This is a genomic window from Colwellia sp. C1TZA3, assembly GCF_007954265.1.
Lineage (GTDB): Bacteria > Pseudomonadota > Gammaproteobacteria > Enterobacterales > Alteromonadaceae > Cognaticolwellia.
Window position 1 is genome coordinate 120,974 of record NZ_VOLS01000002.1, and the last position, 23,994, is coordinate 144,967.

21 protein-coding genes are annotated in these 23,994 nt (G+C 39.4%); 11 read left to right on the forward strand and 10 right to left on the reverse strand.

The features are described 5' to 3' along the window. Positions 1-5: 5 nt before the first annotated feature. The 3 genes from mnmA to ESZ39_RS01445 form a co-directional block, all read right to left on the reverse strand. Positions 6-1,151, reverse strand: a complete 1,146-nt coding sequence (mnmA, locus tag ESZ39_RS01435; protein ID WP_146878007.1) for a tRNA 2-thiouridine(34) synthase MnmA — start codon at positions 1,149-1,151, stop codon at positions 6-8. Positions 1,152-1,215: 64 nt separating this feature from the next. Beyond that, positions 1,216-1,710, reverse strand: a complete 495-nt coding sequence (locus tag ESZ39_RS01440) for an NUDIX hydrolase (RefSeq protein WP_146878008.1) — start codon at positions 1,708-1,710, stop codon at positions 1,216-1,218. Further along, the gene (locus tag ESZ39_RS01445; protein WP_146878032.1) at positions 1,703-2,293 is read right to left on the reverse strand and encodes a pseudouridine synthase; all 591 of its coding nucleotides are present in this window, start codon (positions 2,291-2,293) and stop codon (positions 1,703-1,705) included. The genes ESZ39_RS01440 and ESZ39_RS01445 overlap by 8 nt, the downstream gene beginning before the upstream one ends. A 201-nt stretch (positions 2,294-2,494) precedes the next feature. On the opposite strand from ESZ39_RS01445, the gene ESZ39_RS01450 reads away from it, so the two are divergent. Then, positions 2,495-4,726 carry an NADP-dependent isocitrate dehydrogenase gene (locus tag ESZ39_RS01450; protein ID WP_146878009.1) on the forward strand — a complete coding sequence of 744 codons (2,232 nt, stop codon included), beginning with the start codon at positions 2,495-2,497 and terminating at the stop codon, positions 4,724-4,726. A 269-nt stretch (positions 4,727-4,995) separates the two neighbouring features. Then, positions 4,996-6,246, forward strand: a complete 1,251-nt coding sequence (gene icd / locus ESZ39_RS01455) for an NADP-dependent isocitrate dehydrogenase (protein WP_146878010.1) — start codon at positions 4,996-4,998, stop codon at positions 6,244-6,246. 162 nt (positions 6,247-6,408) lie between these two features. Here icd and cspD read toward each other — a convergent pair whose 3' ends face one another. Then, complete coding sequence (cspD, locus tag ESZ39_RS01460) at positions 6,409-6,642, reverse strand: cold shock domain-containing protein CspD (RefSeq protein ID WP_146878011.1); 234 nt, start codon at positions 6,640-6,642, stop codon at positions 6,409-6,411. Between the two features lie 235 nt (positions 6,643-6,877). Here cspD and clpS point away from each other — a divergent pair, with 235 nt between their 5' ends. Next, positions 6,878-7,198: an ATP-dependent Clp protease adapter ClpS gene (gene clpS / locus ESZ39_RS01465; protein WP_146878012.1), complete on the forward strand. Its 321-nt coding sequence runs from the start codon at positions 6,878-6,880 to the stop codon at positions 7,196-7,198. 28 nt (positions 7,199-7,226) lie between these two features. Continuing rightward, positions 7,227-9,479, forward strand: a complete 2,253-nt coding sequence (gene clpA, locus ESZ39_RS01470) for an ATP-dependent Clp protease ATP-binding subunit ClpA (protein ID WP_146878013.1) — start codon at positions 7,227-7,229, stop codon at positions 9,477-9,479. Between the two features lie 378 nt (positions 9,480-9,857). Here clpA and infA read toward each other — a convergent pair whose 3' ends face one another. The 5 genes from infA to ald all read right to left on the reverse strand — a co-directional run bounded on the left by infA (position 9,858) and on the right by ald (position 14,241). Next, positions 9,858-10,076, reverse strand: a complete 219-nt coding sequence (infA, locus tag ESZ39_RS01475; RefSeq protein WP_011043571.1) for a translation initiation factor IF-1 — start codon at positions 10,074-10,076, stop codon at positions 9,858-9,860. 84 nt (positions 10,077-10,160) lie between these two features. Continuing rightward, a complete protein-coding gene (locus ESZ39_RS01480) occupies positions 10,161-10,862 on the reverse strand; it encodes an arginyltransferase (protein ID WP_146878014.1) in 702 nt (233 codons plus the stop codon). Between the two features lie 187 nt (positions 10,863-11,049). Beyond that, a complete protein-coding gene (aat, locus tag ESZ39_RS01485; RefSeq protein ID WP_146878015.1) occupies positions 11,050-11,760 on the reverse strand; it encodes a leucyl/phenylalanyl-tRNA--protein transferase in 711 nt (236 codons plus the stop codon). Positions 11,761-11,763: 3 nt separating this feature from the next. Next, on the reverse strand, positions 11,764-12,723 hold the full coding sequence (trxB, locus tag ESZ39_RS01490) for a thioredoxin-disulfide reductase (RefSeq protein WP_146878016.1): 960 nt from the start codon (positions 12,721-12,723) through the stop codon (positions 11,764-11,766). 396 nt (positions 12,724-13,119) lie between these two features. Further along, positions 13,120-14,241, reverse strand: coding sequence for an alanine dehydrogenase (ald, locus tag ESZ39_RS01495; RefSeq protein WP_146878017.1), 1,122 nt, complete (start codon positions 14,239-14,241; stop codon positions 13,120-13,122). Between the two features lie 122 nt (positions 14,242-14,363). Here ald and lrp point away from each other — a divergent pair, with 122 nt between their 5' ends. The 7 genes from lrp (at position 14,364) to ESZ39_RS01530 (ending at position 23,553) form a co-directional block, all read left to right on the forward strand. After that, positions 14,364-14,846 carry a leucine-responsive transcriptional regulator Lrp gene (gene lrp, locus ESZ39_RS01500; RefSeq protein WP_146878018.1) on the forward strand — a complete coding sequence of 161 codons (483 nt, stop codon included), beginning with the start codon at positions 14,364-14,366 and terminating at the stop codon, positions 14,844-14,846. 75 nt (positions 14,847-14,921) lie between these two features. Beyond that, entirely contained in the window at positions 14,922-17,510 is a 2,589-nt protein-coding gene (locus tag ESZ39_RS01505; protein WP_223270196.1) for a DNA translocase FtsK, read from the forward strand. 1 nt (position 17,511) lies between these two features. Beyond that, positions 17,512-18,210 carry an outer membrane lipoprotein chaperone LolA gene (lolA, locus tag ESZ39_RS01510; RefSeq protein WP_146878019.1) on the forward strand — a complete coding sequence of 233 codons (699 nt, stop codon included), beginning with the start codon at positions 17,512-17,514 and terminating at the stop codon, positions 18,208-18,210. Beyond that, positions 18,197-19,552, forward strand: coding sequence for a replication-associated recombination protein A (locus ESZ39_RS01515; protein ID WP_146878020.1), 1,356 nt, complete (start codon positions 18,197-18,199; stop codon positions 19,550-19,552). The genes lolA and ESZ39_RS01515 overlap by 14 nt, the downstream gene beginning before the upstream one ends. After that, positions 19,545-19,946: a fluoride efflux transporter CrcB gene (crcB, locus tag ESZ39_RS01520; RefSeq protein ID WP_146878021.1), complete on the forward strand. Its 402-nt coding sequence runs from the start codon at positions 19,545-19,547 to the stop codon at positions 19,944-19,946. The genes ESZ39_RS01515 and crcB overlap by 8 nt, the downstream gene beginning before the upstream one ends. Before the next feature lie 25 nt (positions 19,947-19,971). Further along, the gene (gene serS, locus ESZ39_RS01525; protein WP_146878022.1) at positions 19,972-21,252 is read left to right on the forward strand and encodes a serine--tRNA ligase; all 1,281 of its coding nucleotides are present in this window, start codon (positions 19,972-19,974) and stop codon (positions 21,250-21,252) included. A gap of 627 nt (positions 21,253-21,879) precedes the next feature. Then, on the forward strand, positions 21,880-23,553 hold the full coding sequence (locus ESZ39_RS01530) for a SulP family inorganic anion transporter (RefSeq protein ID WP_146878023.1): 1,674 nt from the start codon (positions 21,880-21,882) through the stop codon (positions 23,551-23,553). 245 nt (positions 23,554-23,798) lie between these two features. On the opposite strand, the gene ESZ39_RS01535 is transcribed toward ESZ39_RS01530, so the two are convergent. Further along, positions 23,799-23,994: transposase (locus tag ESZ39_RS01535; protein ID WP_191321678.1), on the reverse strand; the 196-nt coding region annotated here is incomplete at its 5' end.

Genomic DNA, 23,994 nt, shown 5'->3' on the forward strand with positions numbered 1-23,994 from the left:
TTATATTAACGAATAAGGGAATTGATAATAGCGCCGCCAAGGCAAATATCATCTTGATAAAACACCACAGACTGACCGGGTGTTACTGAACTTTGCGGCTCAGTAAACATCACTAAATATTCACCATTGGCCATAGGTGAAAGATTACAAGCGACATCTTCTTGTCGGTAACGGGTTTTTACCGTACAACTGACCGGCGTAGTTAATTCAACTCGCTCAACTAAATGTAATTGATTAGCCACTAAGCCTTTAGAAAATAGGCGAGGGTGATCATGGCCTTGGCCAACGATTAATACGTTGCGCTCAAGATCTTTGTCAACCACATACCACGGCGCTTCACCCGCATTGGCAAGACCGCCAATGCGTAAACCTTTGCGCTGACCTAGCGTGTGATACATTAAGCCGTCATGCTCACCAATAGCTTCTCCTTCTGGTGTTTCTATTACACCCGGTTGCGCCGGTAAATATTTGCCCAGAAAGTCTTTGAATTTTCGTTCACCAATAAAACAAATACCGGTACTGTCTTTTTTATTGTGCGTGATTAAGTCTGCTTTTTCAGCCATGGCTCTTACTTGTGGTTTTTCAATATCGCCAACAGGAAAAAGCGTTCTACCCACTTGCTCGTGACTTAAAGTATAAAGAAAATAGCTTTGGTCTTTATTGCTGTCTAAACCACGGTGCATCTGCCATTTACCGTCACTAAATTTACGTTGTACATAGTGACCGGTAGCGATGTAATCAGCACCTAGGTCTTCACAAGCAAATTCAAGAAAAGCTTTAAATTTAATCTCTTTATTACACATAATATCAGGGTTGGGTGTTCTGCCCGCTTTATATTCAGCTAGAAAATACTCAAAAACATTGTCCCAGTATTCAGTAGCAAAATTGATAGTATGAAGTTTGATGCCTAGTTTTTGACAAACACTTTGCGCATCCGCTAAATCTTCTGCCGCGGCGCAATACTCATCGTCGTCATCTTCTTCCCAATTTTTCATGAACAAGCCTTCGACTTGATAGCCTTGTTCTTTCAATAAATAGGCAGAAACTGATGAATCAACACCACCCGACATACCCACGATTACTTTGGTATCCTGCGGTAATTTTTCGTTTGGCGTTATTGAGTTTACATTTACATGTTCGTTTGAGGTCATGACAACTAGATTTCAATAGAAAATGGCGCGAAATTATAGCATGGTCATTTAGCGCGATGAAAGATTAAAGATTAGATTTTAGGTGACTTAAGGGGATTTTTTTACCACTAAGGTAATCTTCAATACATTCTAGGACTAATGGGCTGCGTAATTGCGCTGACTTTGCTTTAATTTCTGCTAAGGTAAGCCAATGACAGGCGATAATTTCCTCGTCCTGTGGTTGGCATGTTGCCAGCGATTCAAGCTCAATAACAAAACAAAAGCGTAAATAATACAGCTGCAATGATTGCCGATAATAATAGTAAATACCGCAAAGATAATCAGGAGAATAATCTAAGCCAGTTTCTTCTTGTAATTCGCGCATGGCGGCAGCGATTAAGTTTTCATCGGCTTCTAAATGCCCCGCAGGTTGGTTATAAACTGTTTTACCATCTTCTATTTCTTCTACTAACAGAAATTTATTTTGGCAGGCGACAACAACAGCAACCGTAGTGTTAGGTTTGAACTGTTCGCTACCGTGCGGGTTTGATACGGCTGTGTTTGATACTAAACTATTCATGATTTACTCTTTTATAATCGCCATTATTAATGCCATCTAGGGTCCATTTACCGATACGATAACGAATTAACCTCAGAGTTGGAAAGCCGATGTGAGCGGTCATTCTTCTGACTTGACGGTTTTTTCCTTCTTGTATGGTTATTGCTAACCATGTTGTTGGGATCGCTGCTCGTTCTCTAATGGCCGGTATACGTGGCCAAATATTAGGCTCGGCTATTATGTCGATTTTAGCGGGTTTTGTTAGGCCATCTTTTAATTCAACGCCTTGGCGAAGTGCAGCAATATCTGCTTCTGTTGGTACGCCTTCAACTTGCGCCCAATAGGTTTTATCCGTTTTTTGGCTTGGGTTAGCAAGTTTATGCTGGAGCTTGCCATCATTGGTCAATAAAAGCAGGCCTTCACTGTCTTTATCGAGACGACCGGCAGCGTAAATATCTTTAACGTCAATAAAGTCTTTTAGCGTTTTTCGGTTTTGATCATCAGTAAATTGGCACAATACATCAAACGGTTTATTAAAAAGCACGATTTCTGGCTTAAAATCAACTGGTCGTACCTTTGTGGTTTTTTGCTTGTGTTTTCTCATAACTATTTGATTTTGTTTTATTGTCACTGACTTTTGCCTTGTGAAATATAGACTAGTAATAATTCATCTATTTTAATACGTTCTGAATTCCGCTATTATTTGCGCGGAAAATATATCTCTTATCGATAAAATGAAGAGCCATTGAGTTTCAAATGACCATTCATTTTATCGATAAATGGCAAATCAGCAAAGGATTTTTAAATGACCACAGATACATCAAAAATTATTTATACTATTACCGATGAAGCACCCGCTTTAGCAACGCATTCTTTTTTACCTATCGTTAAAGCATTTGCTGCGTCTTCTGCTATCGATGTTGAAACGCGCGATATTTCATTTGCCGGTCGTATTATAGCTAACTTTCCTAAATACTTAACTGTTGAGCAGCGTATGGACGATGCTTTAGCTGAGTTAGGCGAATTAGCCAAAACACCTGAAGCTAATATTATTAAGTTACCTAACATTTCTGCGTCTATTCCTCAGTTACAAGCAGCGATTAAAGAACTGCAAGCCAAAGGTTATAATTTACCTAATTATCCTGAAGAACCGCAAAATGAAGCGGAAGAATCGATTAAGTTCACTTACGCTAAAGTACTAGGCTCAGCGGTAAATCCTGTCTTACGAGAAGGTAACTCAGACCGTCGAGCACCGAGTTCAGTTAAGCAATACGCGCGTAATAATCCGCATTCAATGGGCGCTTGGTCACCGACGACTAAATCACACGTAGCGCATATGCCATCAGGCGATTTTTACGGTAGTGAAAAATCAGTAACTATTGATGGCGCAACCAATGTTAAAATTGAATTTGTTAATAACAACGGTGACGTAACCTTATTAAAAGAGCATTTGGCGTTATTAGATAAAGAAGTCATTGACGCTTCAGTGATGAGCAAAAAGGCACTGGTTGAATTTTTTGCGACTGAAACTGAAAAAGCAAAATCTGAAGGTGTTTTACTTTCTCTACACTTAAAAGCCACCATGATGAAAGTGTCTGATCCGATTATGTTTGGTCATGCCGTTAAAGTGTTTTACCAAGACGTTTTTGCCAAGCACGGCGCGACTTTTAACCAATTAGGTGTTGATGCGAATAACGGTATTGGCGACGTTTATGCAAAAATCGGTCGTTTATCAGCACAAAAGAAAGCTGAAATTGAAGCAGATATTGCGGCGGTATACGCGACTCGTCCTGAATTAGCCATGGTTGATTCAGACAAAGGTATTACCAATTTACACGTACCTAGCGATGTTATTATTGATGCCTCTATGCCATCTGCATTACGTTCATCAGGTATGATGTGGGCACCAGACGGTACGTTAAAAGAAACCAAGTTTATGATCCCCGATCGTAACTACGCCGGTGTGTTCTCTTCTGTTGTTGATTTTTGTCGTGAAAATGGTGCTTTTAACCCAACAACTATGGGTTCAGTACCTAATGTTGGTTTGATGGCGCAGAAAGCAGAAGAATATGGTTCACATGATAAAACATTTACCATGTCGGGCGAAGGCAGTATGCGTGTTGTTGACGATAATGGCACAACGCTACTAGAACATGTAGTGAGCGAAGGCGATATCTGGAGAATGTGTCAAGCTAAAGATGCACCCATTCAAGACTGGGTGAAATTAGCGGTAACTCGTGCTAGAGCAACCAATGTTCCAGCCATATTCTGGTTAGATGAAAACCGTGGTCATGATGCACAAATGATCAAGAAAGTTAAGACCTACCTTGCTGACCACGACACTAACGGCTTAGACATCCAGATTATGGAGCCGGTTAAAGCTTGTGACTACACCTTAGCGCGCGTCGCTAAAGGTGAAGATACTATTTCAGTTACCGGTAACGTATTACGTGATTATTTAACTGATTTGTTTCCTATTTTAGAGCTTGGCACCAGTGCAAAAATGCTCTCGATTGTGCCATTAATGAATGGCGGTGGTTTATTTGAAACTGGCGCTGGTGGCTCAGCGCCTAAGCACGTGCAGCAGTTTGAAAAAGAAAATCACTTACGTTGGGATTCATTAGGTGAGTTTTTAGCGTTAGCGGCTTCTTTAGAGCACTTAAGCATTAAAACTGGCAATACTAAAGCAAAAGTTTTAGCTGATACTTTAGATCTCGCAACGGCAAAATTTTTGCAAGAAAATAAATCACCGTCACGTCGTGTTAAAGAATTAGATAACCGCGGTTCTCATTTCTACTTAGCGATGTATTGGGCACAAGCACTAGCAGAACAAACAAGCGATGAAAGTTTGAAATCAAGCTTTGTTGCTGTTGCTCAAGCACTGACTAAACAAGAAGCTAAAATTGTTGCAGAGCTTAATGCTGCTCAAGGACCTAGTATGAATATTAATGGCTATTATTTTGCTGATACAGCATTAGTTGAAAAAGCCATGCGTCCAAGTGCGACATTGAATACGATTTTATCGAACTTACTCTAAGTATCATTTGTAAGTAAACTTTTTAAAACTAGGCAGTTGCCTAGTTTTTTTTTGCCAAAATTTTAACCAATAAAGTACAGAGTTAATTGCTGGTGACAGCTTTATTTTTGATAAAAGTTTGCATTTGATTTATACAAGCGTTTTAATTATTCATCGTGATGATTTTCACTATCACGATTTCAGTATTAGTGTCATTGCTCTTTTTCTATTATTTTAAGATTAAGAAATTAGCAAACGGCTATTTTATCAGTAAATTTTGGAGAGCTCATATGTTGAACCATGTAAATATTCCTAGTGAAGGTGCTAAAATTACTTCAGAGCAAGGTTTGTTAAAAGTACCTAACAACCCTATCATTCCTTTTATCGAAGGTGATGGTATAGGTGTCGATGTCACACCACCTATGATGAAAGTGGTTGATGCTGCTGTGAAAAAAGCTTATGGCGGAGATAGGAAAATTCATTGGATGGAAGTGTATGCCGGAGAAAAGGCCACACAAATGTATGACTCAGAAACTTGGTTGCCCGATGAAACTTTAGCTATGTTCAAAGAATACAAAGTGGGTATTAAAGGCCCGCTAACCACACCGGTAGGCGGAGGCATGCGTTCATTGAATGTGGCCTTGCGACAAATACTAGATTTGTATGTATGTCAGCGACCCGTGCAGTGGTTTACTGGCGTGCCAAGCCCAGTTAAAAAACCCAGTGAAGTAGATATGGTCATCTTCAGAGAAAATTCAGAAGATATTTACGCCGGTATTGAGTATCAAGCGGGCAGTGATCAAGCTAAAAAAATGATTAAATTTCTAACTGAAGAAATGGGCGTTACAAAGATTCGTTTCGAAGAGAATTGTGGTATCGGTATCAAACCTGTTTCTAAAGAAGGCACGCAAAGACTGGTAAGAAAAGCGATTCAGTATGCTATTGATCACGACAGAGAGTCGGTTACTTTGGTACACAAAGGTAATATCATGAAATTTACTGAAGGGGCTTTTAAAGAATGGGGTTACGAATTAGCCCGAGAAGAATTTGGCGCTGATCTATTAAATGGTGGTCCTTGGTGTAGCCTTATTAACCCTAAAACAGGTAAAGAAATCATTATAAAAGATGTTATTGCCGATGCGATGTTACAGCAAATATTACTACGTCCAGCAGAATATAGCGTTATTGCTACCTTAAATTTAAATGGCGATTATTTATCAGATGCCTTAGCGGCACAAGTTGGTGGTATTGGTATAGCACCAGGCGCTAATTTAAATGATGAGGTGGCTATTTTTGAAGCAACACACGGTACAGCACCGAAATATGCTGGACTTAATAAGGTTAACCCAGGTTCAGTTATTTTATCTGCAGAAATGATGTTACGACATATGGGTTGGACAGAAGCGGCTAACTTATTGTTAAAAGGTATGTCGGGTGCGATTAACGCTAAGACAGTAACTTATGATTTTGAGCGTTTAATGGATAATGCGACATTGGTGACTTGTTCTGAATTTGGTGATTGTATTATTGATCATATGTAAATTGATCATATGTAAATTGATCATATGTAAATTGACGACATGTAAAAACTGGCCATAGCTTATAGATCAAGTCAAAACATGGCATTGTTAATAATCATCCAGCATAAAAAAACACAGCCAAGTTGCTGTGTTTTTTATTTAAAGCCACAAAATAATGTTAACTTAATTGTCAGACTCTGCTCCTGATTCTATTTCTGATGGCGTAATACTTGCCGCATGATCACCTTTTGGCCCGCCATTTAATTCGTAGTTTACATCCTGTCCCGCTTTTAATGTACGGTATCCTTCCATTTGAATCGTTGAGTAATGAGCAAAAATATCTTCACCACCATCCTCTGGACGAATAAAACCAAACCCTTTTGCATTATTAAACCACTTAACTGTACCGTGAGCCATACTTCAACATCCTTCTAAAATCATCGGTAATTAGGTATGCTTTATCTAAAGCATTCTTTAAAGTACTCTTTAAAGTATTAGTATTAACTTTTGGAGGCTAAAAAATAGCCACCAAGGTAAATCGTAGATAATAAATAAAAATAGTCAAGTGTTACATTGTAATTTTTGATCTTTTTAATTATTATTTTTCTTAAATCTTAAAGAAAAAATTTAACTGACAGACTAATATAGAATTATGAGTAAATGGAAAGAGTTAATAGACGATCAAAACGTTCTTGATGATGAGGTTGTTGAAAAATTTCAGAAACCCCCAATGTATACAGTAGTGTTATTAAATGACGACTATACTCCAATGGACTTTGTTATTGATGTGTTGTGTAAATTTTTTAATATGAACTCGGAGCAAGCGACAGATATTATGTTAGCAATTCATTATAAAGGGAAAGGACGTTGCGGCATCTTTACTGCTGAAATAGCAGAAACGAAAGTTGATCAGGTGTTGAGTTACGCAACAAGCAATGAACATCCGCTTAAATGTACTATGGAAAAAGTGTAAAAACGCAAGATTTAAATTGGAGTAACTTATGCTAAATAAAGATTTAGAAGTATCGTTAAATATGGCTTTTCGTCAGGCTAAAGAGTCTCGCCATGAATTTATGACGGTTGAACATTTATTGTTGGCGTTGTTAGATAATCCATCAGCCATTGAGGCCTTAAAAGCCTGTGGCGCTGATATAACAAACTTAAGAAAAGAATTGTTAGCCTTCATTGCGGATACAACGCCGGTTATTCCTTCTGGTGAGGAAGAAAGAGAAACTCAGCCAACGCTAGGTTTTCAGCGCGTACTGCAACGGGCTGTTTTTCATGTGCAATCATCGGGTAAAAGTGAAGTTAATGGTGCGAATGTACTGGTGGCAATATTTAGTGAACAAGAATCACAAGCGGCTTATTTTTTAAAGAAATCTGATATTAGTCGTTTAGATATTGTTAACTTTATTTCTCATGGTATTGCTAAAACTGAACAAGAAAATAGTCATAACGAAGAACAAGCACCGGCAGGTGAGGAAGAACCACGCACAATTGATAACTTTGCGACTAATCTGAATGAAGAAGCCTTAAAAGGCAATATAGACCCGCTAATAGGTCGTGATAACGAACTAGAGCGTACATTACAGGTATTAAGTCGTCGCCGTAAAAATAACCCTTTATTTGTTGGTGAAGCGGGTGTTGGTAAAACCGCGATAGCCGAAGGTTTAGCTAATTTATTGGTGTCTGATAAAGCGCCAGAGTTTTTAGCTGATGCGACTATTTATTCCCTTGATATGGGGGCATTATTAGCGGGTACTAAATACCGTGGTGACTTTGAAAAGCGCTTTAAAGCCTTATTAAAAGAGTTAGAACAAGACGGTAATGCAATTCTCTTTATTGATGAGATTCACACCATTATAGGGGCAGGTGCTGCGTCTGGTGGCATGTTAGATGCTTCAAACTTGCTCAAACCTTTGCTTTCATCAGGTAAACTACGTTGCATGGGCTCTACCACGTATCAAGAGTATCAAAGTATTTTTGAAAAAGATCGAGCACTAGCGCGTCGTTTCCAAAAAATAGATGTTGTTGAACCCAGTGTCGATGACACCACAAAAATTTTGCATGGTTTGAAAGATAAATACGAAGCGCATCATGGCGTGCGTTACACGAATAGCGCTCTGAGGGCAGCTGCCCAACTTTCTTCGAAATATATCAACGATCGATTTTTACCAGACAAGGCCATTGACGTTATTGACGAAGCTGGAGCGCGTCAACAATTGGTCGCTGCAGATAAACGTAAAAAAGTGATCGATAATACCGACATTGAAAATATTGTCGCCAAAATGGCCCGTATTCCTGAAAAATCAGTGTCGTCATCAGAGGTAGATAGTTTAAAGACACTTGATCGTAATTTAAAATTAGTTGTTTTTGGCCAAGATCATGCCATTGACGAATTGACCTCTGTTATTCGTTTGTCGCGAGCAGGTTTAGGTAACGAACATAAACCTATTGGTTCATTTATCTTCGCTGGGCCAACCGGGGTTGGTAAAACAGAAGTTACCCAACAACTAGCTAAAGTGCTGGGCGTAGAGCTGCTGCGATATGACATGTCTGAATATATGGAAAAGCATGCCATAAGTCGTTTAATAGGTGCTCCTCCAGGTTATGTTGGTTATGAGCAGGGTGGCTTATTAACCGACGCAGTGATTAAAAATCCCCATGCCGTTGTATTGTTAGATGAAATAGAAAAGGCTCATGAAGATGTTTACAACATATTATTACAAGTTATGGATCATGGTACGTTAACTGATAATAATGGCCGTAAAGCTGATTTTAGAAATATTATTTTAGTGTTAACCACTAATGCCGGCGTAGAACACACGGTTAAGCAATCTATTGGCTTTAAACAACAAGATAATAGTTTGGATGCTATGGAGGAAATAAATAAAGTATTTTCACCCGAGTTTCGTAATCGCTTAGATAACATTGTTTGGTTTAATCATTTAGGCGATGAAGTTATTCAACAAGTGGTTGATAAATTTATTGTCGAGCTGCAGGTTCAACTAGATGAAAAGGGCGTTTCGTTAGAGATAACCAAAGATGCTAAGAAGTGGATGGCTGTTAAGGGCTATGATAAAACGATGGGTGCACGACCTATGGCTAGATTGATTCAAGAGCAGTTGAAAAAACCCTTAGCAAACGAATTGCTTTTTGGTGAGCTAACACAAGGTGGTGTGGCTAAAGTCGCTGTGAAGAAAGACAAGTTAGTGATTAACTATGAATCGAAAAAAGAACTAGTAGAGCACTAAGCTCTAAGGTTTAAGCTCTAACAGTTGTTTAGCACATTAACGTGCTTTCATACGCATGTGAACGTATTCTTACCGACAGGGATGTCGGTATTTGCAGCCATTTAAATAAATAATCGATTATTCTAAACTGGCTTAAATCTCTAATGCTTTTAATGACATGTGGTAGGTGTTTAGGATGGGCTGCTTTTGTTAATTTAAATAATTCACTGGTATTAATTTCTGTCTGAAACAAAGAAATGACGGTTATTTTTCAACATAAAAAAACCGAGCAAGCTCGGTTTTTTGTTATTACTTAATTGGCGTTAACTAAATCTTAATTATAAAAGCAGCTCTTTTAACATAATACTAAAGCGCTTTTAAAACTGAAATAATTAATTTCTATCTAGCACGGAAGATAATACGACCTTTAGATAAGTCATATGGTGTTAATTCAACAGTGACTTTATCGCCAGTTAAAATACGAATGTAATTTTTACGCATTTTCCCAGAAATATGAGCAGTAACAACATGACCATTTTCCAATTCAACACGGAACATAGTATTTGGCAAAGTATCTAAAACAGTACCTTGCATTTCAATATTTTCTTCTTTCGCCATTGGGCGCCGAACCTCTAAATTAGTGCGTAAACAAAAAGCTGCGCAGATAATGCCGAATTGCGGCGCTAATGTAAAGCTATAGTGTTATTTATTTACGGTTTTCCATTGATTTTCGACCAATATTTGATGGGGATGGTAACGGTTTTTGTAATTCATTTTACTACATTGCTCTATTTGATAACCGAGGTAGAGAAATTCTCGATTAAGTTGATCTGCAATTTCAATTTGTTTTAAAATTGAAAAAACACCCAACCCGTGTTTCCTATAGTCTGGGTGGTAAAAGGTATAAACTGCCGATAAGCCACTAGGAATATCATCTGTTACCGCAACACTGATTAATACCTGGTCATGCCAAACTTCAATGTAGTACTGCTCAGTAATGTGGTTATGGGTAAAACTTTGAAATTGTTCAGCCGATGCTGGGAACATACTGCCATCGTGATGGATAGTATTAATATATTGTTCATATAGTGGATAGTAGCTGTCTTTGACTGTTTTACTTAACGTAACCTTAAAGAGCTGATTGCTTTTTAATAAGCGTTTTTGGCTTTTTGATGGGATAAAATCTTGCACTGGCACACGTAACGACTGACATGCTTGGCAAGCAACACAATGGGGGCGATAAATATCATTACCACTGCGCCTAAAACCTTGCTGCATTAGCCAGCCATAATGTTCACGATCATGTAGAATATCATCAACAGCAATTAATAATCGCTCTTCCTGTTCAGGCAGGTAATTACAAGGAAACGACTTTGTAATGCCTAGCTTATAATTTAAACTCATTAATGATTTACCTATAACTAAATTTTCTGATGAAATATTATCATTGCACAGCAATGTGACTTAACCATTATAGCAATTTTGCTGCCTAGTGATGGCAAAATATAATACCTAAGAGATTAAACAATTGACCACAAGTCAACGAGCATAAGCAGTTAAACTTAAGATCGAGTTAAGATAATCGTTTGTATTAGGCTAAAGTGAGAGTTCTAGGTTGCCAAAAGTTGGCCGGTGGTATAATTGCTTTTGCAGCGACTTGCTGGGTGATAAATTGTTCTCTTGATACTTCAATACAACCCATTGAGGCTAAAAAAGGGTTCAAAATTTGACAATCAATAAGCTCAATATCTAGTGATTTGAGTAAGCTAGCTAAATAGACTAATGCTACTTTTGAAGCATTGCTTTGTTGATAAAACATTGATTCACCAGAAAAATAACCGTTAACAGCGACACCATACAAGCCCCCGACTAATTGTTCATTTTGCCAGACTTCAATCGAGTGAGCTTTACCTTGAGCATGGAGCTTTTTATAAGCAGATAACATAGGATTGACAATCCAAGTCTCCTCACAGCGAAAGGGCGCATCAGCACATAGTTCGATAACCTGCTTGAAATCTTGATTGAGTGTTACGCTAAAAAGCTCACGCTTAAGGACTTTTTGTAGGGTTTTATTAATATTAAGCTGGGCAATATTAATAAGCGCTCGTGGGTTGGGACTCCACCACATAACGGGGTCACCATCACTGAACCAAGGGAAAATACCCAATTGATAGGCTTGGATAATTCGCTCGGGTGATAAATCATCGCCGAAAGCAAGTAAGCCGTTAGGTTCATCTAAAGCGCTAGATAAATCAGGAAAAGTCGAGCTATTCGAAGATAACCAAGGAATAGCTCGGTTCATTAACTAGTGACTACCTTTTGCGTCTAAGTAACGCTCGGCATCTAGTGCTGCCATACAACCAGCACCGGCTGAAGTAATGGCTTGACGGTATATATGGTCAGCAACATCGCCAGCGGCATAGATACCTTCAATACTGGTTTGTGTTGCATTACCCTGAGTACCACTTTGAATGGTTAAATAGCCATTTTTCATCTCAAGTTTGTCATTAAATATATCGGTATTTGGCTTATGGCCAATCGCGATAAATACCCCCATAACATCAAACTCTTCGGTAGCATCTGACTTCATGTCTTTAAGACGCAAACCAGTGACACCCATATTGTCACCTAGTACTTCCTCTAGGGTGCGGTCTAAGTGTAAGATGATGTTACCGTTGGCAACTTTATCCATTAAACGGTCAATCAAAATCTTTTCTGAGCGAAAGGTATCACGGCGGTGAATTAAGTGAACTTCAGAAGCAATATTTGATAAATACAAGGCCTCTTCAACCGCGGTGTTACCACCACCAACAACCGCAACCTTTTGATTTTTATAGAAAAATCCGTCACATGTTGCACAAGCAGAAACACCTTTACCCATAAACGCTTCTTCAGAAGGTAGTCCTAGGTATTGTGCTGAGGCGCCAGTACAGATAATAAGAGCGTCACAGGTATAAACACCTGAATCACCTTTTAATTTGTACGGTTTTTCACTAAAATCAACTTCATTGATGTGATCAAAAATAATTTCAGTATCAAATTTTTCCGCATGTTTTTGCATACGGTCCATTAATCCAGGACCGGTTAGGTCATCAGCATCACCGGGCCAGTTTTCTACTTCAGTGGTGGTAGTTAATTGCCCACCTTGTTGCAAACCGGTAATCATCACAGGTTTTAAATTTGCTCGTGCGGCATAAACAGCTGCGGTATATCCTGCAGGGCCTGAACCCAATATGAGTAACGGGCAATGTCTTGCTTCGCTCATGAACTACTCCAAAAAATAAAATATGTTAATGTCTTGATAGTTGGGATTCTAAGTGAATATCTCAAGAGAGCAACAAAGAAATAATTATAATTAATAACTGATTTTGTAAAACGGTCAGGCTATTTTTACAAATAGGCGCATAGCTGTGTAATATTGGCGCTATTAAAGCCACTCATAAAAAACAAAAAAGCCGCTAATAATTAGCGGCTTTGAGCATGTTATACCAATTTGATTAATTAAGTGATCACCTTTTTCATGAGGAAAAATGGATAAATACAAGGCATAAAACTTAGTCAGTAGTTATTCACCTTATAAATTTTATAACGCTGTAGTTATTCCTTTTAACCATTAAAAATGAGCAGGTAATTAATCAACTTGGTATTATCTAAGTAAAGCCTATAACGTTGCTAAAGCTGCTTCAGGAGCGATGTACTCATAACCTAGTACATCAGCAACAGGTTTATAAGTGATTTTCCCACCTAAAACATTTAAACCAGCCATTAAGTGCACATCGTCAAGCATCGCTTGCTTAGCACCCTTATTTGCCAAGGTAACAGTAAATGGCATAGTCGCATTGGTTAAAGCCATAGTTGATGTTCTTGCCACGCCACCAGGCATGTTTGCGACACAGTAATGAACAACACCATCAACCATATAGGTTGGGTTTTGATGAGTCGTTGCCTTAGACGTTTCAAAACAACCACCTTGGTCGATAGCCACGTCAACAATAACCGCGCCTTTTTTCATCATCTTAATGTGCTGTGCAGTGACCAACTTAGGTGCTGCTGCACCTGGGATCAATACCGCACCAATAACTAAGTCGGCTTCAACAATAAGCTGGTCCATAGCATCAGCGGTTGAGTAAACTGTTTTTAAGCGGCCATCAAATTCTGTGTCTAACTGACGAAGACGAGGTAAAGAGCGATCTAAAATAGTCACGTCAGCGCCCATGCCAATGGCCATACGTGCTGCTTGAGTACCAACAACGCCACCACCAACAATAAGTACTTTTGCTGGAGCAACACCAGGTACACCACCTAATAATGCACCTAAACCACCTTGTGCTTTTTCTAATGCGTGCGCACCCGCTTGAATAGACATACGGCCAGCCACTTCAGACATCGGTGCTAAAAGGGGTAAGCCACCGCCCTGTTGAGTCACTGTTTCGTAGGCAATACAAGTAGCACCGGAAGCGACAAGTAGCTCTGTTTGCTTTGGATCTGGGGCTAAATGTAAGTAAGTAAATAGCACTTGGCCAGGGCGTAGCATTTTACATTCGTTAGATTGTGGCTCTTTTACTTTGATGATCATGTCAGCACTGGCGAAAATCTCCGCCGCTGAATCAATAATTTTTGCACCGGCGGTAATGTATTGCTCATTATCAAAACCGATCTCTGCACCACCATTATGTTCAACGATAACCTTGTGGCCATTAACCACTAATTCTTTAACACCTGCTGGAGTTAGCCCAATACGGTATTCGTGATTTTTTATTTCTTTAGGTACACCAATAATCATAGTTTTATCTCTGCTGTAAAATATGGAGCTAGTATAGTGGCTTTATAGCGGATTAACCTGTCGTTTTTCACACTAAACTAGGATATAATTCTGTTAATCCTTTATTTTATAGCGAATTATATATGAGTTCATCACCAGTTAAAAAAATTGATCGCATAGATAAAAATATTTTAACCGAACTACAAAAAAATGGCCGTTTATCTAATATTGAACTGTCAAAAAGGGTTGGTTTAAGCGCAACTCCCTGCTTAGAACGAGTAAAACGACTGGAAAACGACCGCTTTATTCTCGGTTATCAAGCGATACTAAATCCACAAAAATTAGACGCCGCGTTATTGGTCATTGTTGAAATCACCCTAACCAAAACCAGTCCAGATGTATTTGATGACTTTTCCAAAGCGGTTCATGAATTAGATGTTATTCAGGAATGTCATTTGGTTTCAGGAGATTTTGATTTTTTATTGAAAACACGTGTGGCTGATATGGCCGCTTATCGTGAGTTACTCGGTAATACTTTATTAAGATTGCCTGCGGTGAGTGAAAGTAGAACTTATGTTGTGATGGAAGAGGTGAAATCGTCAAATCTTTTGCCAATAAAACGCTAATGTTCGGTATTACGTTTTATTCATCGCTAATATTTGGTATTTTAACCTTAACATAATGATAATTTTTTCAAGAGTGTGCATTTGTCTTCTCCATCTCCAAAATTAAATGGCGTTCAACGTCTTCTCGAAGCAGGGCTTTTAGTCTTTTGCGTTTTCGCCATGTTTATTATGTTAGCACTCTTTAGTTTTGATCCCGCAGATCCCGGCTGGTCACAAACGGGTTATCAAAACTCTGTGCGTAATTTAGGTGGCGCGGTAGGTGCTTACTTGTCTGATTTGTTATTAAACCTGTTCGGTTTAGTTGCCTACAGTTTACCCTTTGTTATCGCCATTACCGGTTGGCTACTATTTCAAAAATATCACCAATTAATCCGATTAGATTACCTAACACTTGGTTTAAAATTTATTGGTTTTATCTTGTTTTATATCGGCGTAACCTCGATTGCGAGTATGAATTTTGACGATGTTTTTTACTTCTCTGCTGGCGGTATTTTAGGTGATGTTTTGAGTAATTCACTCTTACCATACTTATCATTTATTGGTAGCACCTTGTTATTTGTTACATTTTGCGGTTCAGGATTTGTCTTGCTAACAGGAATCTCTCTACTTAAGGCTATCGACAGAGTAGGGGAGTGCGCCATTAACGCCATTGAATACAGCTTAACGATACCTGCGCTGATCAAACAACATTTAGGCACCAGGCCTGAACAAGAGATCAAAGTACCAGCATCTAATGACACTGAACAAGGGTTCAAAGCACCAGCATTTAATGATACTGAACAAGCGTCACAAAATTTAAATACTGCAAGTAATAGTGTTAATAGTGACAGCGATAGTAGTGTCACTGAGCATTATATTGCTTTTGAACCAGAGCCTGAAGAAGTAAAAAAAGCCCTGGAGACCATCAGTGATACTGAATACGAGAGTATTTTTGCGAAAAGTGATGACGACATTGCCTATAACACCCGCGAAAAAGAGCCCTATGTCGATATCGACGAGTTAATGGGCGAGCCGCTAGCAATGAATGTGCAAGAGCATGTTAGCGAAGATGAAATCGCAGCGGCATTTGAGCCAGTTGAAAAAATTATTGTTGAAGAGCCAAGCACATTACATGACAAAATTTATCAGCAATTAGAAAATGATAAGCCCGCAGAGCCCAATCATCATGACATGCCGTCATTAGATTTGTTAGATCGTACCGACAGGGTCAAAAATCCGATTGATCAAGAACAACTCGACCTAGTTTCTCGCTTAGTGGAAGCAAAGCTTATTGAGTTTGGCATTAAAGCCGAAGTGGTAGGTGTTTTTCCAGGCCCGGTTATTACCCGTTTTGAATTAAACTTAGCACCGGGTGTTAAGGCCAGTAAAATTACCAACTTATCGAAAGATTTAGCCCGTTCGTTATCAGCCAAAAGTGTTCGTGTAGTAGAAGTTATCGAAGGTAAATCAGTTATTGGTATTGAATTACCTAATAAACATCGCGAAACCGTATTCTTTGCGGATGTGATTGCTTGCGATAAGTTTGCCAACTCAAAATCAAATTTAGCTATGGCGATTGGTAGTGATATATCTGGCGAACCTGTGATTGCTGATCTAGCGAAAATGCCGCATTTATTAGTGGCAGGTACTACAGGATCGGGTAAATCTGTTGCGGTAAATACCATGATTGTCAGTATTTTATACAAATCTTCGCCTGAAGACGTCCGCATGATCATGATCGACCCTAAACAAGTTGAATTATCAGTTTATGACGGTATTCCTCATCTACTCTCTGAAGTGGTCACTGACATGAAAGAAGCCGCTAATGCACTGCGTTGGTGTGTGGGTGAAATGGAGCGTCGTTATCAATTAATGTCAAAACTTGGGGTGAGAAATCTCAAAGGCTATAATGACAAAGTCGCTAAGGCGATTGCTGAAGGCGAGCCCCTGATTGACCCTTTATGGCAAGCCAGTGATGCATTTACGCAAACACCACCAACATTAAGTAAATTACCCTCAATAGTCATTATCGTCGACGAATTTGCCGACATGATGATGATAGTGGGTAAGAAAGTAGAAGAACTTATAGCGCGCATAGCACAAAAAGCCCGTGCTGCAGGTATCCACTTAATTTTAGCTACGCAACGACCATCGGCTGATGTTATTACCGGTTTAATCAAAGCCAATATCCCAACCCGTATGGCGCTGAGAGTACAATCTCGTATTGAATCTCGTATCATTTTAGATCAGCAAGGTGCTGATCAGTTATTGGGTATGGGTGATATGTTTTATTTACCGCCAGGTGAAGCCGTGCCTATTCGGGTTCATGGTGCCTTTGTTGATGACCACGAAGTGCATGCGGTAGTCAATGATTGGAAATCAAGAGCCGAACCTAATTATATCGAAGATATTTTGTCAGGCGGTGCAGACCAAGAAATACTCTTACCAGGTGAACAAGCAGACGCTGATAGCGAAGAAGAACTCGATACCTTATATGATGAAGCCATCGCCTTTATCACTGAAAATGGCCGAGTGTCTATTTCCAGTATTCAACGTAAATTTAGAATTGGTTACAACCGTTCAGCCCGTATTGTAGAGCAAATGGAAGTACACGGTGTCGTAACCAAACCTGGCAACAATGGCGCACGAGAAATACTAGCGCCACCGCCAATTAAGGAACCTTAACATGCCAACCAAGATGAAATTAATAAAAAATGCTGTTGTTATCGCCGCACTATTTAGTACAGTATTATCAACCACTAGCTTTGCTACCAGTGCAGCGAACAACCTAAACAGCACAGCAAACAATACCGCTGTAAAAAAGGCTGATAATAGTAAAGGTGAATTAATGGCAAAGTTAGCCACCATTGAATTTTTCAGTGCTGAATTTAATCAGCAAATTTTTGATGAAGCGGGCAATGAATTACAACAAGGCAGTGGCTTACTTGCTGTTAGTAAACCCAACTTAGTTAACTGGCAAACCATCATGCCAGATGAATCACTGATTGTATCAGACGGTAAAAACCTGTGGTTTTATGACCCGTTTGTTGAACAGGTCAGTGTCTATACCTTAGAAAGTGCGATAGCCAATACACCTATTTTATTGATCACCAGTACTGACGAGCAGCTATGGCAAGATTATAGCGTAAGACAGTTAGCAGATAACCGTTACTTGATTAGCGCTAACAATGAAAATGCTCGTGTTAAAAGCTTAGAATTAAGTTTTGTACAAAAACTTAACCACCTTGAACTCGCCGCGTTTAATATTCTTGATGCCACTGGGCAATTAAGTGTCATTACCCTGACACATCAAGATAAAGCGCCTAATGCGAGTTTATTTACGTTTTCTGTTCCCAAAGGTGTTTATTTAGATGATCAACGCTAATGGTTCACTTGATCTAGGTTTTGCTGAAGACGACAGTTTTAAGCCTTTAGCTGCAAAATTAAGGCCTAAATCGCTCGCTGAATATGAAGGCCAAGAACATATCTTAGCTAAAGGCATGCCATTACCTTTGGCTATTGAGCAAGGTAAAGTGCATTCCATTATATTTTGGGGCCCGCCAGGTACCGGTAAAACCACGATTGCAGAAATTATTGCTAATCATGCCAATGCCGATATTGAACGGGTTTCTGCCGTCACTTCAGGCATTAAAGATATACGTCAAGCGATTGAAAATGCCAAAAGCCGTGCCACACATCAACAACGCAGAACGGTACTTTTTGTTGATGAAGTTCACCGTTTTAACAAAAGTCAGCAAGATGCTTTTTTGCCACATATTGAAGATGGCACTATCATTTTTATTGGTGCAACCACTGAAAACCCCGCTTTTGAACTTAATCAGGCGATATTATCGCGAGCCCGGGTTTACACCTTAAAAAAACTCAGTGAAAGCAACCTCAGTAATGTGTTGGCCCGTGCAGTAAGTTATCAAAAGCAAAGCTCAAGCTTTGATATTATTATTGATGAAGCAACCAAAAAGCAGCTTATTGCGTTGGCAAATGGTGATGCCCGTAGGTTACTTAACTTATTGGAAAACTGCTTAGAAATTACCAATGTTGAAAATAATCAACAAGTACTCAATAAAGCACAGCTCATTCAGGTAGCGGGTAATAAAATTGCACTTTATGACAAAGGTGGTGATGCCTTTTATGATTTAATCAGCGCTTTTCATAAATCAGTTCGTGGCTCAGACCCTGATGCTGCATTGTACTGGTATGCCCGTATTTTAACCGGTGGTGGCGATGCGCTGTATGTTGCTCGTCGATTGTTAGCGATTGCCAGCGAAGATATCGGTAATGCCGATCCAAGGGCGATGCAATTAGCCCTAAACGCTTGGGATACTTTTCAGCGTGTTGGTCCAAGTGAAGGCGAGCGAGCAATTGCACAAGCTACGGTTTATATGGCTTTAGCGCCGAAAAGTAACGCCGTTTATACCGCATTCAATCAAGCAAAGGCCTTGGCTGCAGCAACTAGCGAGCTTGACGTACCGCTGCATTTAAAAAATGCTACTAGCGCTATTACTAAAGCATTAGGGCACGGCGGAGAATATCGTTATGCGCATGACGAAGTCGGTGGTTTTGCTGCCGGCGAGAATTATTTTCCAGAAGCGATAGCGCAAACAACACTTTATCAACCCACGGATCGCGGATTAGAAAAGCAACTGCGTGATAAGTTAAATTATTTAAACCAGTTAGACCAACAAAGTGACCAACGACGATATGACTAATAGCCTAAGTAACTTTTCTTTATATCTATTTGTCGCCATAGGTGGTGCATTTGGTGCGAGCTTTCGATTTTATATTTCACAATTAATTTTAAATTGGCTCGGAAAAGGGTTCCCTTTTGCGACGCTGGCGGTTAATATTTTCGGCTCCCTAATTATGGGAACACTTTATGGGTTAATTGAACAAGGTGTTATTGAGGTTAGTATTTATCGAACACTTATTGGTATTGGCTTTTTAGGCGCATTTACCACCTTTTCGACCTTCTCATTAGATACCTTGTTATTAATACAACAAGGCGACATATTTAAAGCGACAATAAACATATTACTTAATGTCAGTTTATGCATTTTTGCAGCGGCATTAGGTATGTATATTGTATCTATTTTTCACAAGTAAATAACAAAGAAAACACTGATATATCATGCTTGATCCAAAACTACTTAGAACAGACATCGAAAATACCGCAACTGAGCTCGCTAAACGCGGATATAAGTTAGACACCGCGCAATTAATTATGTTGGAAGAGCAACGTAAAGCGATCCAAATGAGCACGCAAGATTTGCAAAATCAGCGTAATACTCGCTCTAAGTCGATAGGTCAAGCTAAAGCCCGTGGCGAAGATATTCAGCCATTGTTGGCCGAAGTGAGTAAACTCGGTGATGAGCTCGAAGCTGCGAAAGAAGCGCAAACACAAGTGTTGGCGCAAATTGACCTTATCGCTTCAGCGATACCTAATTTAATTCATCAGTCAGTACCAGCCGGCGCAAGTGAAGACGATAACGTAGAAGTTAAACGTTGGGGTACGCCGCGTGTATTTGACTTTGAAGTAAAAGACCATGTTGATGTTGCTACCGCATTAGATAAAGGTTTAGACTTTGAAAGTGGTGCTAAACTTGCCGGTACTCGTTTTGCCGTTATGCGCGGTCAAATTGCTAAATTACACCGAGCACTAGCGCAACTTATGTTAGATGTGCACAGTGAAGAGCACGGCTATCAAGAAATGTATGTGCCTTACTTAGTCAATCATGAATCTTTATACGGTACCGGCCAGTTACCAAAATTTGGTGAAGATTTATTCCATACTGAGCTTAACAATAAAAAACTTTCTTTGATCCCAACCGCTGAAGTACCGTTAACTAACTTAGTGCGTGACGAAATTGTTGACGAGCAAGAGTTGCCAATTAAAATGTGTGCTCATACTCCATGTTTTCGCAGTGAAGCGGGTTCTTATGGTCGTGACATCCGCGGTTTAATTCGCCAACATCAGTTCGACAAAGTTGAAATGGTACAAATTGTTAAACCTGAAGATTCTTTTAAAGCTTTAGAAGAATTAACCGGTCATGCAGAAAAAATTCTTGAAAAATTAGAACTTCCTTACCGTACTGTTGTGTTATGTACCGGTGATATCGGCTTTAGCGCGACAAAAACTTTTGATATTGAAGTGTGGTTACCGGCACAAAATACCTACCGTGAAATTTCATCTTGCTCAAACATGGCAGATTTCCAAGCCCGTAGAATGCAAGCCAGATATCGCAATAGTGAAACGAATAAAACAGAGCTTGTTCATACACTTAATGGCTCAGGTTTAGCAGTAGGTCGTACACTGGTTGCCGTGATAGAAAACTACCAACAAGTTGACGGTAGTATTAATGTACCAACTGTTTTACAACCTTATATGAAAGGTTGTACCAACATAAACTAATTAGTGTTAATAGAAGTTTTATAATAAAATCCAATACGTAGTTATTGGATTTTTTTTATCTTTTTTTCGACAAACTAAAGGCAAATTTTTATATAAATAGAGCGTGTTGGGAAAACCTGTAAACTATATTTTTTATGGTGTTTTAATTTATAGCAGAGATCACGCTAGCTACAAGTGCAAATGCCAGAGTAACTGTACTTGATAGGTCTCAGTGGTAATTTATCGCATTGACTCTATATTTTTTATCAGTTGATATGAAGGGAATTTGAAATTTATAGCAAATATTAAGAATATAGTTGGCAAAATTTTTAAACAGTAATGTTCACTATTTTGGCTTAAGTACTTACCATAAATGTGTCTTATACCAGTTCCATTAAGTTTGTGATCTTGTTGTGCGCAGGAAAAATAATTCAAGGCAAGGCGCTCGATTGAGCAATAGCTGGCTATTGGGAGTGAGAGCAACACAGCCTTGAGCTATTTTAACTAGTACAAGTGAGCAATAACTTAATAGGATTGGTATTATGGCGCAGGTGATTAGCATTGGTTTTATTGACGGGTATTTTTGTACTTATCTAATTAAAGTTTTGTTAGAATTAGTTAATTTGAATTTAAGCAAGGGATCATGTTTTGTTTGGTGAGCGCTTTAACGATATAAATATCAAAGGTGATATTTTTGGTGGTGTCACAACGGCTATTGTTTCTTTACCTTTGGCACTCGCTTTTGGCGTAGCGTCAGGAGCTGGTGCAGAAGCTGGGCTTTGGGGGGCGATTTTAGTTGGTTTTTTTGCGGCCTTATTTGGCGGTTCAACATCGCTGATCTCTGAGCCTACTGGGCCGATGACCGTGATCATGACCGCCGTACTTACCAGCATGATGGCTAAATACCCTGAATCAGGTATGGCGATGGCATTTACCGTTGTGATGATGGCGGGTGCCTTTCAAATATTAATTGGCACACTTAAATTGGGTAAATACATTACCTTAATGCCTTATAGTGTCATATCAGGCTTTATGTCAGGTATCGGTGTGATCTTAATTATTTTGCAACTGTCACCTCTTTTAGGCCAAGCAGCCCCAGCCGGCGGGGTTTTAGGCACAATATCCGTATTACCTAATATCCTATCAAATATTAACTTTAGCGAGTTATTGCTGGGCGTACTGACCCTAGCGGTGCTATTTTTCTTCCCAAAACAGTACCGAAAATACGTGCCTGCACAACTTGTTGCTTTAGTGGCGGTAACTTTATTCTCTGTCTTATTTTTTGATATCGACAGTATTCGCCGTATCGGAGAAATCCCCGCAGGTTTGCCTTCTTTAGTTATGCCACATTTTACCGCTGATATGTTTATGACCATGGTGGTTGATGCCCTCGTCTTAGGTACGCTAGGTTGTATTGATACTTTGTTGACTGCTGTTATTGGTGATTCACTGACCCGCAAAGAGCATGACTCAGATAAAGAGTTACGTGGCCAAGGGCTTGCTAATATGATCTCAGGATTATTTGGCGCTTTACCTGGCGCAGGCGCAACCATGGGCACAGTCACTAATATTCAAGTTGGCGCGCGCTCACCATTATCAGGCATGGTGAGGGCACTGGTATTAACACTGGTGGTATTAATTGCCGGTGGTCTAACCGAGCCTATTCCGATGGCCGTTTTAGCTGGTATCGCAGTATATGTGGGTTTTAATATTTTGGATTGGAGCTTTATCCAACGCGCCCATAAAGTGAGCCTACAAGGCATGATGATTATGTATGGCGTCATGTTATTAACCGTGTTTGTTGATTTGATTGTAGCGGTAGGGCTTGGCGTATTTATCTCCAATATCATCATTATTGAACAACTGAGTCGAGCACAAGCAAAGCAAGTAAAAGCGATCAGCGATACCGACCAAGATGTGGTACCGCTAACCACTAGTGAACGAGTATTATTAGATCGCGCCAATGGCAAAGTACTATTTTTCTATCTTTCAGGGCCGATGATTTTTAGCGTCTCAAAAGCTATTGCTCGCCAACATAGCCGTGTCGGTGATTATCAAGCGATGATCCTTGATTTAACCGACGTACCTATGTTCGATGTCACCGTGGGTTTGGCGCTTGAAAATGTCATTAAAGATGCCCGAGAGGCAAATTGTGCCGTGTTCCTACTCTGCCCAAATCAGCAAACGCGAAAACAATTAGAAAAATTTGAATTATTAGCGATGGTGCCTACAGAAAATACCTACACTTATCGCCATGAAGCGTTACAAGCGGCATTGAATTATGTTGAAAAGAAAACTGCAACAGCGCCATTAAGTGCATAGTGACAGCTAATAGCGGCGATTGGATGTCGCAGTAAGAGACAATAAAATAGCTGTATTTTACAACACAGTAGGTCGAATTTCAGTCTGTCAATTGTCTAGCGGGTGATTAACGCGATGGGCCAAAAAATATCTGCAGCCATGACTCATTTTTGTAGATCGGACTACAGTCTGTCAACTGTCTAGTGGGCAATTAACGCGATGAGCCAGAAAACATCTGTAGCTATGACTTATACCAATTACATTAATTAACCACTCAAATTTAGCCAGTCTCTAAAGCATATATCTTTCACCCTTTTTATATCACTTATGAAGCCGTTCCATGCATTACTACAAGATTCAACAATATCGTCATAATCCTTAAAACATTTATTCGCTAACTCATTCTGTCTTAACCACTGCCATACCTGTTCAATTGGATTTAATTCAGGTGAATAAGCGGGT